The organism is Saccharomonospora amisosensis, assembly GCF_011761185.1.
GTDB classification, from domain to species: domain Bacteria; phylum Actinomycetota; class Actinomycetes; order Mycobacteriales; family Pseudonocardiaceae; genus Saccharomonospora_A; species Saccharomonospora_A amisosensis.
On sequence record NZ_JAAOYM010000001.1, the window covers coordinates 291,950 to 306,714 of the forward strand.

A 14,765-nucleotide genomic window follows, 5' to 3' on the forward strand; every position below is an offset into this window, starting at 1 on the left:
CGGGCCCGGTTTCACGTTGGCAACGATCCGGACCGATCCCCGATGCCTCGTACCCGGGGAACTCATACCGTCTGCCGCGGCGAGCACGCCCCGGACGCGCTCGCCCCAAAGACATAGACGAACGAGGAGAGATTTCCCTTGATCAAGGAAGAGGGCCAGGTCTCGCAGGAGGCAACCGTGGCCGAGCCCGCACCGCAGGTCACCACCGCGCAGGAAGGCTCCGAGACCTTTGAGGTCGCGCCGCAGGAGCAGACACTGCACGACTTCGTGCTGAACCTGCTGAACGACAGCGCCGCGCGTGCCACCTTCGCCGACGACCCCGCCCACGCGCTCGGCTGTGCCGGGCTCGGCGACATCACCGCGCAGGACGTGCAGGAGGTGATCCCGCTGGTGATGGACTACGGCCAGCTTCCGGACGCTAGCTCACTCGGTTCGCTCGCTGACCTGCCCGTTGGCGCGGGCGGCCTAGAGGGCGCCATCGCGCAGCTGCAGAGCGTGGCCGACGTGGCGGGGATGGAGCGTCTCGGCGGCATGGAAGGCATGGAGGGCTCTGATTTCCACGGTGGCATGACCTCCGCTCTCGGCGGTTTCGCTACAGCTGGCACTGGCGGTCTCGACGGTGTCAGTGCAGCGATCGAGTGGACCACTCAGGTTGCCACTGGCGAGGCTGTCGCGTCGCTGAGCGCCGATGGTGCCAACATCGGTTCCAGTGTCGACTCCGTCGCGGGGCACTTCGCCGGTCTTGGTGGCGTCGGACTGGAGAGTTCCGGTGGCGGCGCTTCGTTCGAGAACGACTTCGCCAGCGGCACCGGCATGCTCGACGCCAGCCTCGACGGCGTTGTCGGCGACCTCGCGATCGACTCCGAGCGGGTCGACCTCGGTGCCTTCTCGGCGGTCGGCGCCGACGGCGTTGCGGGTGGCGTGGCACTCGACAGCGACCTGATTTCGGTCGAGGGCAGCGGGGCTGCTTCTCTCAACTCCTTCGTCGCGGGCGGCTCGATGGAGACCCCGCTCGGCACATACGGCGTCGAGCTCTCAGGCGCGCCTTCCGCGCCCGCCATCCCTGAGCTGGATGCCACGGGCGACCTCGCCGACTGCCTCGACACCGACGCGCTGAACAGGGGCAGCGAGGCGGCCGCCAGCACGCTGGCCACCTACGTGACCTCCGGTGGCGCGGCGCTGGGCGGCATCGCTCCGGTCAACGTGCCGGACGCGGCGAACCTGCCCACCAACCTTCCGGCGAACCTGCCAGCCGACGTGCCTGCCAACCTGCCCGTCGACGTGCCCACCGAGCTGCCGTCCACCGCCGCCGAGGTGGCACGCAGCGTGCCGGAGACCGGCTCGCTGCCGGTGGATCTGCCTGCCGAGGTTCCCACCGACCTTCCGGTCGACTTGCCGGTGGACCTGCCGACGTCGCTGCCCGACCTGCCGGTGGCCAACCCGCTGCCCGCCCCGCAGGACCTGCCCGGTGCCGACCAGGTGACCGACGCCGTCAGCTCCAGCCCGCTCGGCGGTGTGGCCGACACCGGTCAGCAGCTGCTGTCGGACACGCCGGGTGTTGGTGACCTGGACCTCGGGCACTGACAACCTGCGATTTCGGAGTGATAACAGGCTGGGCTCGGTGAAAATCACGAGCCCAGCCTTCACTGCGGAGAGTTAACAGGGCACACTGTCCGTCCGATGATGGCTTCGCCCTGGCTCGACGTGCTGGATGAGACCATCCAGGCCTGTGCGGCGCAGGACCGCGCGGATCTGGTGCAACGCCTGCGCATGCGCAGGTCTGAGCTGGTCACGCCCAAGGTACGCGTCATCGTGCTTGGCGAGTCGAGCCAGGGCAAGAGCCAACTGATCAACGGCCTGCTCAACGCGCCCGTCTGCGCCACGGGCGACGACGTGACCACCACCGTGCCGGCGATCGTCGAGCACGCCGCCTCACCCGTGGGTGCGCTCGTCACCGGCGAGGTGACGCCCGCTCTGGAAAGCGCCGACCGCGTCCCTGCGGCGGCCGAGTCGGTCACCGCGCAGGCCAACAAGCAACCCGGTGTCGTCAGAGCCGAGGTCGGGTTGCCGCGCAAGCTCCTCGAATCCGGACTTGCCCTTATCGACACCCCACCCGTCGGGCCAGAGGTTTCCGAACTGACCCGAGCCACGCAGTCCGTGCTGCCGCAGGCCGATGCCGTGCTGCTGGTCAGTGACGCCACCCGGGAACTGACCCCAGCCGAGCTGGATCTGCTGGAGCGGGCCAGCACACTGTGCCCCACCGTCGTGGTGGTGCTCACCAAGATCGACCTGGTCCCCGGCTGGCGACTGGTGGCCGAGCGCAACCGTGCCCGGCTGGCCAAAGGTGGCTTTCCCGCGACGGTGCTGCCGGTGTCCGCGGCGTTGCGGCTCGCCGCGGCACGTAGTGGCGATTCGGTGCTGAACGAGGAGTCCGGCTACGGCGCGCTGGTCTCCTACCTGCATCGGGACCTGATGGGCCAGGTGGAACTGCTGCGCCGCCGCTCGGTGAGCGCGCTAACCCGCATGACCGTCGACCAGCTTGTGGTGCCGCTGCGCGAGCGGCTGTCGAAGGTGCAGGACAGCGCGACCGACGAGCTGACCGCCCGCTGGCGTGCCGCCGGTCGGCAACTGGAGGAGCTGCAGCGGGAATCGGCACGCTGGCAGACCGTGCTCTCCGACGAGGTCGCCGACCTGATGGCGGACCTGGATTTCGATCTGCGGGACCGCACGCGACGCATCCTGCGGGAGGCCGACGAGTACTTCGAGGTCGCCGACCCCGCCAAGGACTGGGACGAGTTCGAGGACTGGCTGCGCGAGAACCTGAAGGCGGTGGCGGAGGCCAACTCCAACTGGCTGCTCGACCGGTTCGAGTGGATCGCCCGCAAACTCGCCACACAGATCGCGCCGCACCGGCCGGAGGTGTTCGCACCGGAAACGCTGCTCGACGACGTCTACCGCAACGAGGTGGGGGACCTGCGGATGCCCACGGTGGAGCGGTTCACCATCGGGCAGAAGCTGTTCGTCGGCATGCGCGGCTCCTACAGCGGTCTGCTGATGTTCGGGCTGGCCACCACGCTGGCCGGGATGGACCTGATCAACCCGATCTCGATCGGTGCGGGCGTGGCCTTCGGCGCGAAGAGCGTCTTCGAGGAGCGGGGCAACCGGCTGAAACGGCGCCAGGCGACCGCGCGCACGGCCGCGCACCGCCATGTCGACGATTTCTTCCTCACCTACGGCAAGGAGAGCAAGGACACCGTGCGTCTGATCCACAGGGAGCTGCGGGACCGCTGCACGGCTGTGGCGCACGAGCTGCGTGCGGAGATCTCGGAGACGGCCAAGCGCATCAAGCAGGTCATCGACGCGGAGACAGCGCAACGCGGCACGGCCACCCGTGAACTGACCAAGGGCATCGAACAGCTCGACCTGCTGCGCAGACGCGGCCAGGCACTCGCGGGCATGTCCGCCGTGCGCGGGCTCACGGCGTGAACCTGCCGGACCGAGCCTGGACCCTGCTGAACCAGGCACTCGACGTCTACGCGGACAGTCCAAGGGCGATCAACTGGCTGCGCCGCCACCTCGCACGGTTCACCGACCCGTTGCGGCTTGCCGTCGTGGGAGCCCACGCGTCGGGCAAGTCCACCCTTGTCAACGCCATCGCGGGCGAGTGCGTCGCGACCGAGGGCGGGCAGGGCATGGCGTGGTACCAGGTGCCGCCGGTCAGGTCACAGTCGCCACTCACCTTGATCGACACGCCTGCGATTGGACCGGACATGGAACCGGGTGCGGTCGAGTCGATCTGCATGGAGGCGGACGCGGTGCTGTACCTGATGGGCCACCCGCACAACGCGGACCTGGCCTTTCTACGCGCGGTACAAGACCACCCGGTGGCTCGGGTGGCCGCGGTGAACTCGGTCGCGGTGCTCTCCCGCGCGGACGAACTCGGCGGAGGCCGGGTCGACGCGCTGATCTCGGCACGTCAGGTCGCCCGCAAGTACCGCAAGGAGGGCGAGCTGAGCGGGCTGTGTCAGGACGTCATAGCGGTGGCCGGGCTCGCCGCGAGCGGCGGGAGGACGCTCACCGACGACGAGTTCGAACTGCTGGCCGGGCTGGCGGCCGCTCCGAAGGAGGAGCTGGACCCGCTGCTGCTGTCGGCCGACAGATTCGCCGCCGACCCGGAGCGGGAGCGTTTGCTCGTGCGGTTCGGGCTCTTCGGCATCCGGTTGGCCGTCACCCTGATCCGCAGGGGAGCCGACACCCGTGCCGCACTGTCCACGCAGCTGGCGCAGCGGAGCGGGCTGGGCGACCTGCGCGACGCGATCTCGCTGTACTTCACCGATCGGGCGCCGGTGCTCAAGGCGCGTTCGGCGCTGATCGGGCTGGACGTGGTGTTGCGAATGGAACCACGCCCCTCGGCGGCCCCGCTCGTCGCGGAGTTGGAACGCACGCTGGCGGGAGCCCACGAGTTCCACGAGCTGCGGCTGCTCGCCACGGTCAGCACCGGCAGGGTGCGGCTGCCGGAGGAGCTTCGCGAGGAGGCGATCCGGCTCGCGGGCGGCTACGGGCTACAGCCGCAGGAACGGCTCGGCGCGCAGGTGCAGGGGCCGCCGCTGCGGCAGGCCGCCGCAGCGGCGCTGCGGGTGTGGCGGGCCTACTCGGAGAACCCGGTGTTCGGTGCGGCGGAGCGCCACGCGGCGAGGACCGTGGCGCGAAGCTGCGAGGCGCTCATCACCGAACCCGCGCCGTGAGCGTCGCCGCGAAGACCACCCCGGCCTCGCGCGGCGACAACGCTCGACGCGCGGTACGGTCTAGCCGGTAACCGGTCCGGACCGCGAGGAGTTCCGATGCCCGAAACCGCCTCTCCCAAGGAAACGGTCAAGGCGTTCCTGTCCGCCTTGGAAGCACTCGACATCGAGCAGGCCCTGACCTACGTAGCCTCGGATGTGGTGTACCAGAACGTGCCGCTGCCACCCGCCCGAGGGATCGCCGCGTTCGAGAAGCAGATGCGGATGATGCAGAAGTACGGCTCGGGTTTCGAGGTAAAGGTGCATCACATCGCCGAGGATGGCCCGATCGTGCTGACCGAACGCACGGACGTGTTGGAGTCCGGGCCGTGGCGCGCCGGGTTCTGGGTGTGCGGCACGTTCGAGGTGCGCGACGGCCGCATCGTGCTGTGGCGCGACTACTTCGATTGGGCCACCGTCATCGCCGCCAGCGCCAAAGGTGGTTTCCGCGCGCTTGTCTCCACCGTGTCCAAGCGGTTGAAGCCCCAGCCGGATCGCCCCTAGCCTCAGCGGGCCCGCCAGCCCAACTTCAGAATCGCCTGATTGAGTTCCTGGTAGGCGGTGCGGATGTCCTCGGTGTAGCGGTCCAGCCATTCACCCCTGGCGGAGGAAACCGGTTCGGGGTCCGCCCCCGGTTCCAGCCACGACAGCCGCGACACGTTGTCACTGGCCATGCGCCACCATCGGTTGGCGCGTTCGGTGACAGCTCGTTCCCGCTCGGCCGCCGCCGATACCCGCTCCTCTGCGGCGGCGATCATCGCTGCCAGCTCGTCGGCTCTGCCCAGCTCCCACGTTCTCAGCTCGTCGGCGGCCTTGCGGGCAAGGCCCACGATGTCCTTGTAGCGCACGGCCGCCGCGGGTTCGTCACTCATCTTCGGCCTCCGGCATTCGGAACGGGATGGCCACCTCGGGAGAGCCGTGGGCCGTGCGGTCGAAGAACAGCGCACGGCCGGGCCGGGGCGACCACTGCACCAGTTGTCCCGCGCAGAACGGCGCCAGTTCGTTGCCCTGCACGTCGAGCGCGGCCCATGCGCCGATGTCGTCGGTGCCCGCGAAGCCGAGCGTGTCCTTCAGCCTCGCGACCGCTCGCCACCAGCCGAGCACGTGTGTCCGGTGGCCGGGGCCCTGTTTGAGCAGTGACCGCAACGCCTCCAGCGGGCTCTGCGTGCCTGGCTCCTTGCGTTCCAGCGCGGGAAGCGCCGCGTCGACGCCGTAGAGCACGACATACCTCGGAAGGTTTCGATCTGGCAGTTCCTCGGCCAGTGAGGTGATGGTTGCCGGGAGGTCGTCGGTGGCCACGGACCTGACTTTGTGGCCCTCGGAGCGCAGCGTGTCGGCAAGCCTGTCCACCGTGGGAAGGCACGCCTCGACCGGGCAACTGAGCACGAACTCGACCTCGCCCGGATGGTGCTGCCTGGCGAGCGACCGGGTCGCGGAGTCCAGGATGGACAGCGCTTCCCTCGTGCTGGTGCCGAGTACCGCGATGTTCCTGCCCGGGGCGGCGGGCAGCTCCACACCGTGTGCGCGGTCGGCGACCTCGATCGCCTGGCCGATAAGGGCTCGTGGCCGTTCGGTGGGTGCCGCCGCGGCGAACGCCGCCGACTCCTCGAGCGTGGGAGCGTGCGCGCCGTCGAACAGCCTCGGCCTGCCGTGCCCCGCGTAGCGTTGCCACAGTTGCCGTTGCAGCGCGGGAAAGACACCTCTACCGCTCGCGTCGGGGACATGTGCGAGCTGGTTTCCGTGCGCGACACCGGATTCGTGGTTGACCACAGCGTGCCAGCGGGGTGCGGCCACGGCCGCCTGGTTGGTCTCGGCCAGCACCCTGCGCGCCTTCGGCATCGCGATGCGCAACGTGCACTGCTCGAACACCGCGGGCTTGCCCCAGAACGCCTCGATACCCGCGATGTCCTGGCTGGCCAGGATCAGGTGGATGCCCTGGGAACGGCCTCTGCGGGCCAGGTCCTCAAGCAGCGAGGTGGCGAGTGCGGTGACGGTGTCGCGTTCTGCGAACAGGTACTGGAACTCGTCGATCACCGCGACGATGCGGGGCCAGTGTCCTCGCGGGTCCTGCTCCCGCAACTCCGCGATGTTGGTGACCTCGTGTTCCTTGGCGGCTGCCGAGCGGCTGCGCATCTCGTCGGAGAGGAATCGCAGCAGCGCCAGGCCGAACTCCCGGTCGGTGTTGACGTTGACACCGACCAGCCGCGCGTGCGGCAGCCAGCTCTCGTCCTTCTTGCCGGGTGCCAGGCCCGCGAAGGAGACGCCTTCCTTGAAGTCGAGCAGATACAGTGCCAGTTCGTCGGGCGAATACCTGGAGGTGAGACCCGCGAGCAGGACGTAGAGGAAGTTCGTCTTTCCCGACCCGCTCGGGCCGCCGATCAGCGCGTGCGGGGTGGCGTCGCCGATCACCACCTCCACCGGTTCACCCTCGTGAAACCCGACCGGTGCGCGCAGTTCGTGGGCGGAATGCTGCTGCCCGAACTCCGAGGGCAGCAGGTCGGCGAACGACCGAGGGCCGCCCTGCTTGGCCACGAGCGCGTCGGCGATTCGCGCGCTCGCGGTCGCGACCTGGCCCGCGGGCAGTGGCGGGTCGAGGTCCACGACGAGGTCGGTGCCGGTCATGCTGCTGATCGCGCGCCGCTCATCCAGCAGGCTGACCGTCTCCACCGCACCGCCCAGCACCGTTGGTACGTCGACGAGGATCAGCGAGATGCCCGCCTCGAGGGCACCGCTTGCCACCCGTTTCAGCTCCCGCAGCCGTTCCGGTTGCAGGTCTTCTCCGTTGCCGTACAGCACGGCGACTCGCCACGGCTCGGTGCGGTTGCCCGTGGCCTCGCGCATCGCTCGCAGCGAGGGGTAACCGGCCTGAAGTGTTCGGGCGTGGATTCGGCGCACGTGCCCTGACAGTTCCTCCAGCAGATCGACGAGTCTCGTCGGGTCGTGCACGGTCAGCGCGCTTGTTCTGCTCAGCGAGTAGAAGTTGGGCAGCACGGCCGTGAGCCTGCCGACGTCCCACAGGTGGATCTTGACCGCGCCTGGCTCGAACGAGCTGAGCACGCGCATCAGCAGGGTTTCCACCAGCGCGTCCACGGTCGGCCTCGTTTTCGGTGCCGAGGTGATCGCCAGATGTGACTCGTCGAGCAGCGGTACCGCGACGTCGAAGGTCAGCGCCGTCCCCGGTGTTCTTCCCGCCACCGAGCCATCCACTGTGGAGGACCCGATCCGCCACAGTCGCGGCACCTTGACGCCGTCACCGGTGCCCACCCGGCCGAGCCATTCCCCTGGCGGCCTGCCAGCGGGGCCGGGCGCGGCCACGGCCACCAGGTCGCGCAGCCGACTCGGCCCGTCGGCCCACTCGGCGTAGAACTGGCCACGGACGCTGTTCAGCCATTCGAGGACGTCGACCATCGTGGGCTCGCTCGACCTTCGTGCCACCTCCGGGTCGTCGAGGGCCCGTTCCATGCCCGCCTTGACGACGAGCCGCTCCAACTCGAGCTTGGCGAGCTCCAGTTCGGCGGCCTCGCGCGCGTTGCGCGCCGAACCGAGTGCCAGCCCGATCTGCTGCCGCAGCCGATCGAGCGCGGCCACCACGCGAGCGCGCTGCTCGCGGACCTTGCGTCGCATAGCTTCGCCTACAACCTCGACCGGTAGCGGTCCAGCAGATCGGTGACACCGTCGAGGCGTCCGTGCTGGGTGTCGAGCTGCTCGACGGCATGGGCCAGTTGCGGAGGCAACCACGGCTTGGCCTGAGCCTGCACTTCAGCAACGACCCGTTCGAACTCACCGAGCAGTTCCTTGGCCCTGGCCGTGTGGGCGCGGGCCTCCGCGACCGCGCCGAGGATCTCGGTGAGCGACTGGCGTAGCTGCTCCGCTGACATGACCGCCCGTTCCGCTACAGCCGGGCCGAGTAGCTTTCGGCCGAGGAGATGCACGCCCGGATCGTGCTCTGGGTGCCGTTGATGCCCTGCAGGGCCTCCGCCAGCAGCCCATGCGCCTGGTTGACCTCTTCCTGGGTGCTGCCCGAGGTCGCCTGGGCAAGTGACTGTTGCGCCTCCTCGAGTGATTGGGCGGCTTGTTGCAGAGCGGCGATGCTTGCGGAAGCCTTCTCGTTCGCGAGGGCGATCCCCGCGCGGATTTCTTCCACACCGGGCATGTGTCGGACTCCTCGATGAAGTCGGATCGTTCGGTAACCAACGTAGCGTGACCGGGTGAACCCGGACAGCAGTTGGTTGGGGTAACCGGTACCTACATCTGCGCACCCGCCTACGACAGAACGCCGGACCCTTGGCGGGTTCCGGCGTTCTGCTGTTCACAAGCACGCTGGGGCACGGGATCGAACCGGCGACGGCTTTCGCACCCACCACATTCTCCGACCCCGAACCCGGATGTCCACGGGCTTACTCCGTGGGACGGCTGAAACACTAGTGGAGGAGTCGAACACGGTCGCGGGTGCCCCCCGCGCGGCCATCGGCATCGGTCGGCAGGGCGTCACCGGGTTGCGACTACTGTTGTGGTGTTCCGAACTATCCGAGCGTCATCGAAGGATCGCCGCCGTGGGCAAGTACCTGCCGACCGAACCATACCGAGGCACCCGGGATTTCCTGCCGGAGGAGATGTCGGTCCGGCAGCAGGTCTTCCAGCGCCTCTACGACGTCATCGAGGTCTTCGGATACCAGCGCTACGACGGGCCGGTCCTGGAATCCACGGAGATCTACGAGGCCAAGAGCAGCCGCGAGATCGTCGAGCAACAGCTGTACACGCTGACGGACCGGGGTGGTCGGCGCCTTGCCTTGCGCCCGGAAATGACGCCTTCGGTGGCGCGCATGATCGCGGGCAACCTGGGTCGGTTGACGTTCCCGGTGCGCTGGTACTCCCACCCCAACTGCTTCCGTTACGAGCGTCCGCAGCGCGGCCGGGTCAGGGAACACTGGCAGATCAACGTCGACCTGTTCGGTTCCTCTTCCAGCGCCGTCGAGGTCGAGTTCATCGAGCTGATCCACGCCATGATGGCCGCGCTCGGCGCGACCGAGGACATGTACGTGCTCAGGATGAGCGACCGGGTGCTGCTCGATGCCATCTTCACCGAGATCCTGGAGGTTGCGGGCGAGCAGCGACGGCAGGTGGCAGGCCTGCTCGATCGGTGGGAGAAGTACCCCGAGGACAAGCTGCGCGCAGACGCGGAGGAGATCGGGCTGACCGAGTCCGGGTTCGCCCGGCTGCGTGAGGTCGTGCAGGCAGGTGAAGAGATCTTGCCGGAGCTGTCCGAGCAGGCGCGCGCGGGCTCGAAACTGATCGAGGTCATGAACTCCCGCGTCCGCGACCGGATCAAGGTCGACCCGCTGATCGTTCGGGGGTTCGACTACTACACCTCCACGGTGTTCGAGGTGTTCGATGCCAGCCCTGAGAACCGGCGCAGCCTGTTCGGCGGGGGCCGCTACGACAACCTCGTCGGCCTGTACTCGGCCCAGGCGGTTCCCGGCTTCGGATTCGGCATGGGCGACGTCACGTTGATGGACTTCCTCTCCACGCACGGTCTGCTTCCGGAGCCAGCCAACAAGGTCGACGCCGTCGTGATCCCAACGGTGCAGGCGCTCTTCGAGCCCGCGCGCGCCGCCGCGGCGCAGCTGCGTGCGGCGGGCGTTCGCACCACGACGCCGCTGGAACCCGCCAAGCTTGGCAAGGAGATCGGGCGCGCGGACAAGGCGGGTGCGAGAGCCGTCGTCATCATCGGTGAGCAGGACCACGCCGAAGGCAAGGCGACCGTAAGGGACCTCGTCTCCGGCGAGCAGGACCGGGTGGCGCTGGCCGACATCGCGCATGCGGTGCGAAAGCTGCTCTGAACGAGTACTTCGGGCAAGTGATGTGGCCCGTCACCACGTCACCGGCAGCTCGGCCAGGCCGCCGGTCAACACGTCTCGGCGCAGGGTCAGTCGCTGCGCGGGCACAGCGGGCCGCATCGTCGGGAACCGTGCGGTGAGTGCGCCGAACGCGGCCTGGAGTTCGAGGCGGGCCAGCGGTGCCCCGATGCAGTACCGCATGCCGTGCCCGAAGGTCAGGTGGGTCCTGGCGGCGTCGCGGCCGATGTCGACGCGGTCGGGTTCGGCGAAGACGGCCGGGTCGTGGTTGGCGGCACCGTTGTCCAGCAACACGAGCTCGCCCGCCCGGATGGTGACGCCACCGACTTCGAGATCCGTTCGCGCGTAGCGCGGGATTCCGCCGTTGCCCTTGCCCGGCGCGCGAAGCAGCTCCTCCACCGCGTTCGGTACCAGGCCGGGGTTCTCGGCCAGTGCCTGCCACTGGGCTGGGTTGGTCAGCAGCAACAGCGCACCGATGCCGAGCTGCGTGACGGTGGTTTCGTGTCCGGCGAACAGTAGTGCCATGGCGAGCATGGCGGCCTCGTCGTCGGCGATGTCGCTGTCCGCGGCCAACCGGGAGATAACGTCGTCGCCGGGTGCGGTGCGCTTGCGATGGACAAGCTCCCGGCCGTAGTCGAACAACTCGGCAAGGCCCTGCTCCGACCGGGCGCGGTCGCGGATGTCGCCCGCGGCCTGGGTCCAAACCCGGAACCTGTCCCTGTCCTCGTAGGGCACACCGAGCAGTTCGCAGATCACCAGAATCGGCAGCGGTAACGCCAGCGCGGTGTGCAGATCCGCGGGTTTCGGCTTCGCGGCGAGTTCGTCCAGCAGTTGTTGGGTCAGCTCCTCGACACGTGGTCGTAGGGCGCGCAGGTGTTTGGGCGTGAAGTGCGGCTGTAGCTGTGAGCGCATCCGGGCGTGGTCGGCGTACTCGGTGTCGAAGTTGCCCAACGGTCCACCGAACAGCGCTGACTCGCCGGTGCGGGGCGCGTGTTCCGGATCGGGATGCGCTCGCCCCAGCCGGTCGTCGGCCAGTAGCCGCCGTACCTCTTCGTAGCCGGTGACCAGCCATGCGCCGTGGCCGACCGCGGTGCGCACCTCGTGCACCACCCCTCGGGTCCGTAGCCGTCGTAGCACTGGTGGAACCCGCAACGGATGTGGCTGTGCGAACGGCAGCGTCGGGGGAGTGATCATGGCAGTCCCTCAGAAGTAAACGGGCTCATGTATATCTTCTAGTAAACAACGCTACATGTATTCTCTGCGGTAAACAAGACGGCGGGGACGATGGCAGGCGATGACACCTCGACGGATGCCGCGCGCACAGCGGCGGGAACAGATCCTGGACGCGGCGACACGCGCGTTCGCCCGCGCGGGATACGCCACGACGGGACTGGATGACGTCGCCGAGGAAGCAGCCATCACCAAGGTGATCGTTTACCGGCACTTCGAGTCCAAGAACGCGCTCTACCGGGCCGTGCTCGACCGTGCCTGCGCTCGGCTGGACGAGGCCGTGGGCTCCGACCACTTCGACGACACCAGCATTCCGGCGCTGTTGCGGGCCGCCGCCGCCGATCCGGACGGCTTCCGGCTGCTGTTTCGCCACGCGGCCACCGAACCGGAGTTCCGGGAGGTGGCCGAGGCTCTCGCCGCGTCGTCCACCGAGGTCGCCCATCGCAATCTCGCGAACCGGATCGCCGCGGGCCCATGGGCCGACTGGGCAGCCCGGCTGGTTCCCGTCGTGGCCACGGAAGCGGTCATCGCCTGGCTCGACGCTGGACGGCCTGATCCGGAACAGGCCGCCGACCGCATCAGGCGAGCCGTCCACGGCGTTATCGACGCCGCCAAGCCATGACCAGACGGCCGCGCAAAACTGCAACTCAAACGGCAGAACGCCGGGCGACCCGATGCGCGGGTGCCCGGCGTTTCGCCTGCTCAGCTGGCGGAGGATACGGGATTCGAACCCGTGAGGGCTGTTACACCCAACACGATTTCCAATCGTGCGCCTTAGGCCGCTCGGCCAATCCTCCGCCGAAGAGAGTAGCAGGGCGTGTTCGCATCGCTTGAGCCCGCCTGCCGTCCGTCGCCGGTGAGCAGGCGACCCGGTGACTTCCGCGGGCGAACCGCTTCACGCGCTGTGTCCACTCCGGACCGCCGGTGGCAGCCGCGGGACGGCCGGACCACCCGGGCACGCGAAGGCGTTTGCCTGGCAAGCACGCGGGTAACCGCCGTAGCGGACGATCGCCCTACGCCGGGAAGAGGTAGGCCATGTCGGTGGCGACCGTGGACGTCGAGAGGCTCACCGAACTGGGGCAGCAGCTAAGGGTGGATGCCGTGCGCGCTTCCGGCGCCGCGGGCTCGGGACACCCCACCTCCTCGATGTCGGCGGCCGACCTGATGGCCGTGCTGCTGGCCGGACACCTGCGCTACGACTTCTCCGCCAGCCAGAACCCGGCCAACGACCACCTGATCTTCTCCAAGGGCCACGCCTCACCGCTGTTGTACGCGATGTACGTGGCGGCGGGCGCGATCTCCGACGAGGAACTGCTCAGGTACCGGACCTCGGGCAGTCGCCTCGAGGGCCACCCCACACCGCAGTTGCCGTGGGTGGACGTCGCGACCGGGTCGCTCGGGCAGGGTCTGCCGATCGGGGTGGGACTCGCGCTCGCGGGCAGGGACCTCGACCGCCGCGACTACCGGGTGTGGGTGCTGTGCGGTGACAGCGAACTGGCGGAGGGCTCGATGTGGGAGGCCTTCGAGCACGCGGGAGACCAGCAGCTGGCCAACCTGATCGCGATCGTTGACGTCAACCGGCTCGGACAGCGCGGGCCGACGCGTCATGGTTGGGACACCGGTGCCTACGCACGCCGGATCGGCGCGTTCGGCTGGCACACCGTGGAGATCGACGGCCACGACGTCGATCAGATCGAGCGCGCCTACAGCGAGGCGGAGCGATCCGACCTGCCCACGGCGATACTGGCCCGCACCAGGAAGGGCAAGGGCGTCGCGGCTGTCGAGGACGCCGAGGGCGCCCACGGCAAACCGTTGCCAGACACCGAATCGGCGATCGAGGAACTCGGCGGGCGCCGTTCCATCCGTGTCGAGGTGACCAGACCGCAGGCTGACGACCGGCTGCCGAAGCTGACCACGAGGTCGCTGGAGCTACCGGTCTACTTGGCGGGCGAGCAGGTGGCCACCCGTACCGCGTTCGGCGAGGCCATCACGGCGCTCGGCAGGGTCCGCTCGGACATCGTCGTGCTCGACGGCGAGGTCGGCGACTCCACGCGCAGCCAGTTCTTCCAGCGCGAGCACCCCGAACGGTTCTTCCAGTTCTACATCGCAGAGCAGCAGATGATCGCGGCGGCCGTGGCGATGCAGGTGCGCGGCTGGGTGCCCTATGCCGCGACCTTCTCCGCCTTCCTCAGCCGCGCCTACGACTTCGTGCGGATGGCAGCCGTGAGCGGAGCGGACCTCTGCCTGATCGGCTCGCACGCGGGGGTTTCCATCGGTCAGGACGGGCCTTCGCAGATGGGGCTCGAGGACCTGGCGATGTTCCGCGCGCTTTGGCGCAGCATCGTGCTCTATCCCTGCGATGCCAACCAGACGGCACACCTCACCGCCGCGATGGCCGATCACGCGGGAATCCGGTACCTGCGCACCACCAGGGGTGACACTCCGGTGTTGTACGGCGGGGAGGAGACATTCCCCATCGGGGGTAGCAAGGTGCTGCGCTCCTCACCCGACGACCAGGTCACGATCGTCGGCGCGGGAATCACGGTGCACGAGGCACTGGCCGCCGCCGACCGGCTCGCCGACGACGGGGTCGCGGCCCGCGTGATCGACCTGTACTCGGTTAAGCCGGTGGACGTCGTGACCCTGCACCAGGCGGCCGCCGAAACCGGGCGGATCGTCACAGTGGAGGACCACTGGCCACAGGGCGGGCTCGGCGACGCCGTGCTCGACGCGTTCACACAGAGCACGGCATTTCCTCGAGTGGCGAAGCTCGGGATACTCGCCCTGCCAGGCTCGGCGACCCCTGAAGAGCAGTTGCAGCACGCGGCGATCGACGCCGACGCGATCGTGGAAGCCGCGCTCGGCCTCGTCGAGAGCTGAGGCGTGGAGAGCCGGGGCG

Annotated in this window: 12 protein-coding genes and 1 tRNA gene; 7 read left to right on the forward strand and 6 right to left on the reverse strand. The window is 68.7% G+C overall.

Going from position 1 to position 14,765, the window contains the following annotated elements; all coding sequences use genetic code 11:
* Positions 1-138: 138 nt before the first annotated feature.
* From FHU38_RS01460 to FHU38_RS01475, 4 genes are all read left to right on the forward strand, one after another.
* Complete coding sequence (locus tag FHU38_RS01460) at positions 139-1,584, forward strand: IniB N-terminal domain-containing protein (RefSeq protein ID WP_167165761.1); 1,446 nt, start codon at positions 139-141, stop codon at positions 1,582-1,584.
* Between the two features lie 96 nt (positions 1,585-1,680).
* Positions 1,681-3,486 (forward strand): dynamin family protein, encoded by a 1,806-nt coding sequence (locus FHU38_RS01465; protein WP_167165763.1) that lies wholly within the window; start codon positions 1,681-1,683, stop codon positions 3,484-3,486.
* Complete coding sequence (locus FHU38_RS01470) at positions 3,483-4,745, forward strand: GTPase (protein ID WP_167165765.1); 1,263 nt, start codon at positions 3,483-3,485, stop codon at positions 4,743-4,745. Before FHU38_RS01465 ends, FHU38_RS01470 begins: the two co-directional genes overlap by 4 nt.
* Positions 4,746-4,841: 96 nt before the next feature.
* Positions 4,842-5,285: a limonene-1,2-epoxide hydrolase family protein gene (locus FHU38_RS01475; protein WP_167165767.1), complete on the forward strand. Its 444-nt coding sequence runs from the start codon at positions 4,842-4,844 to the stop codon at positions 5,283-5,285.
* A gap of 2 nt (positions 5,286-5,287) precedes the next feature.
* Here FHU38_RS01475 and FHU38_RS01480 read toward each other — a convergent pair whose 3' ends face one another.
* The 4 genes from FHU38_RS01480 to FHU38_RS01495 are packed head-to-tail and all read right to left on the reverse strand — an operon-like array spanning position 5,288 to position 8,934.
* Positions 5,288-5,653, reverse strand: a complete 366-nt coding sequence (locus FHU38_RS01480) for a hypothetical protein (RefSeq protein ID WP_167165769.1) — start codon at positions 5,651-5,653, stop codon at positions 5,288-5,290.
* A complete protein-coding gene (locus FHU38_RS01485; protein WP_167165771.1) occupies positions 5,646-8,405 on the reverse strand; it encodes an FtsK/SpoIIIE domain-containing protein in 2,760 nt (919 codons plus the stop codon). Before FHU38_RS01485 ends, FHU38_RS01480 begins: the two co-directional genes overlap by 8 nt.
* An 8-nt stretch (positions 8,406-8,413) precedes the next feature.
* Positions 8,414-8,659, reverse strand: coding sequence for a hypothetical protein (locus tag FHU38_RS01490; protein WP_167165773.1), 246 nt, complete (start codon positions 8,657-8,659; stop codon positions 8,414-8,416).
* 14 nt (positions 8,660-8,673) lie between these two features.
* Positions 8,674-8,934, reverse strand: coding sequence for a hypothetical protein (locus FHU38_RS01495; protein WP_009156656.1), 261 nt, complete (start codon positions 8,932-8,934; stop codon positions 8,674-8,676).
* Between the two features lie 400 nt (positions 8,935-9,334).
* Here FHU38_RS01495 and hisS point away from each other — a divergent pair, with 400 nt between their 5' ends.
* Positions 9,335-10,621 (forward strand): histidine--tRNA ligase, encoded by a 1,287-nt coding sequence (gene hisS, locus FHU38_RS01500; protein WP_167175315.1) that lies wholly within the window; start codon positions 9,335-9,337, stop codon positions 10,619-10,621.
* A 30-nt stretch (positions 10,622-10,651) separates the two neighbouring features.
* Here hisS and FHU38_RS01505 read toward each other — a convergent pair whose 3' ends face one another.
* Positions 10,652-11,830 carry a cytochrome P450 gene (locus FHU38_RS01505; protein ID WP_167165775.1) on the reverse strand — a complete coding sequence of 393 codons (1,179 nt, stop codon included), beginning with the start codon at positions 11,828-11,830 and terminating at the stop codon, positions 10,652-10,654.
* Positions 11,831-11,930: 100 nt separating this feature from the next.
* On the opposite strand from FHU38_RS01505, the gene FHU38_RS01510 reads away from it, so the two are divergent.
* The gene (locus FHU38_RS01510) at positions 11,931-12,488 is read left to right on the forward strand and encodes a TetR/AcrR family transcriptional regulator (protein ID WP_167165777.1); all 558 of its coding nucleotides are present in this window, start codon (positions 11,931-11,933) and stop codon (positions 12,486-12,488) included.
* A gap of 85 nt (positions 12,489-12,573) precedes the next feature.
* Here FHU38_RS01510 and FHU38_RS01515 read toward each other — a convergent pair.
* Positions 12,574-12,663, reverse strand: a tRNA-Ser gene (locus FHU38_RS01515).
* A gap of 238 nt (positions 12,664-12,901) precedes the next feature.
* Here FHU38_RS01515 and FHU38_RS01520 point away from each other — a divergent pair.
* Positions 12,902-14,746 (forward strand): transketolase, encoded by a 1,845-nt coding sequence (locus FHU38_RS01520; protein WP_167165779.1) that lies wholly within the window; start codon positions 12,902-12,904, stop codon positions 14,744-14,746.
* The last annotated feature ends 19 nt before the right edge of the window (positions 14,747-14,765 follow it).

Excerpts from the sequence above, each read along its gene's own strand:
- FHU38_RS01465 (WP_167165763.1), top strand. The coding sequence starts at position 1,681 with ATGATGGCTTCGCCCTGGCTCGACGTGCTGGATGAGACCATCCAGGCC.
- FHU38_RS01475 (WP_167165767.1), top strand. The coding sequence starts at position 4,842 with ATGCCCGAAACCGCCTCTCCCAAGGAAACGGTCAAGGCGTTCCTGTCC.
- FHU38_RS01480 (WP_167165769.1), bottom strand. The coding sequence starts at position 5,653 with ATGAGTGACGAACCCGCGGCGGCCGTGCGCTACAAGGACATCGTGGGC.
- FHU38_RS01485 (WP_167165771.1), bottom strand. The coding sequence starts at position 8,405 with ATGCGACGCAAGGTCCGCGAGCAGCGCGCTCGCGTGGTGGCCGCGCTC.
- FHU38_RS01490 (WP_167165773.1), bottom strand. The coding sequence starts at position 8,659 with ATGTCAGCGGAGCAGCTACGCCAGTCGCTCACCGAGATCCTCGGCGCG.
- FHU38_RS01495 (WP_009156656.1), bottom strand. The coding sequence starts at position 8,934 with ATGCCCGGTGTGGAAGAAATCCGCGCGGGGATCGCCCTCGCGAACGAG.
- FHU38_RS01505 (WP_167165775.1), bottom strand. The coding sequence starts at position 11,830 with ATGATCACTCCCCCGACGCTGCCGTTCGCACAGCCACATCCGTTGCGG.
- FHU38_RS01510 (WP_167165777.1), top strand. The coding sequence starts at position 11,931 with ATGACACCTCGACGGATGCCGCGCGCACAGCGGCGGGAACAGATCCTG.
- FHU38_RS01520 (WP_167165779.1), top strand. The coding sequence starts at position 12,902 with ATGTCGGTGGCGACCGTGGACGTCGAGAGGCTCACCGAACTGGGGCAG.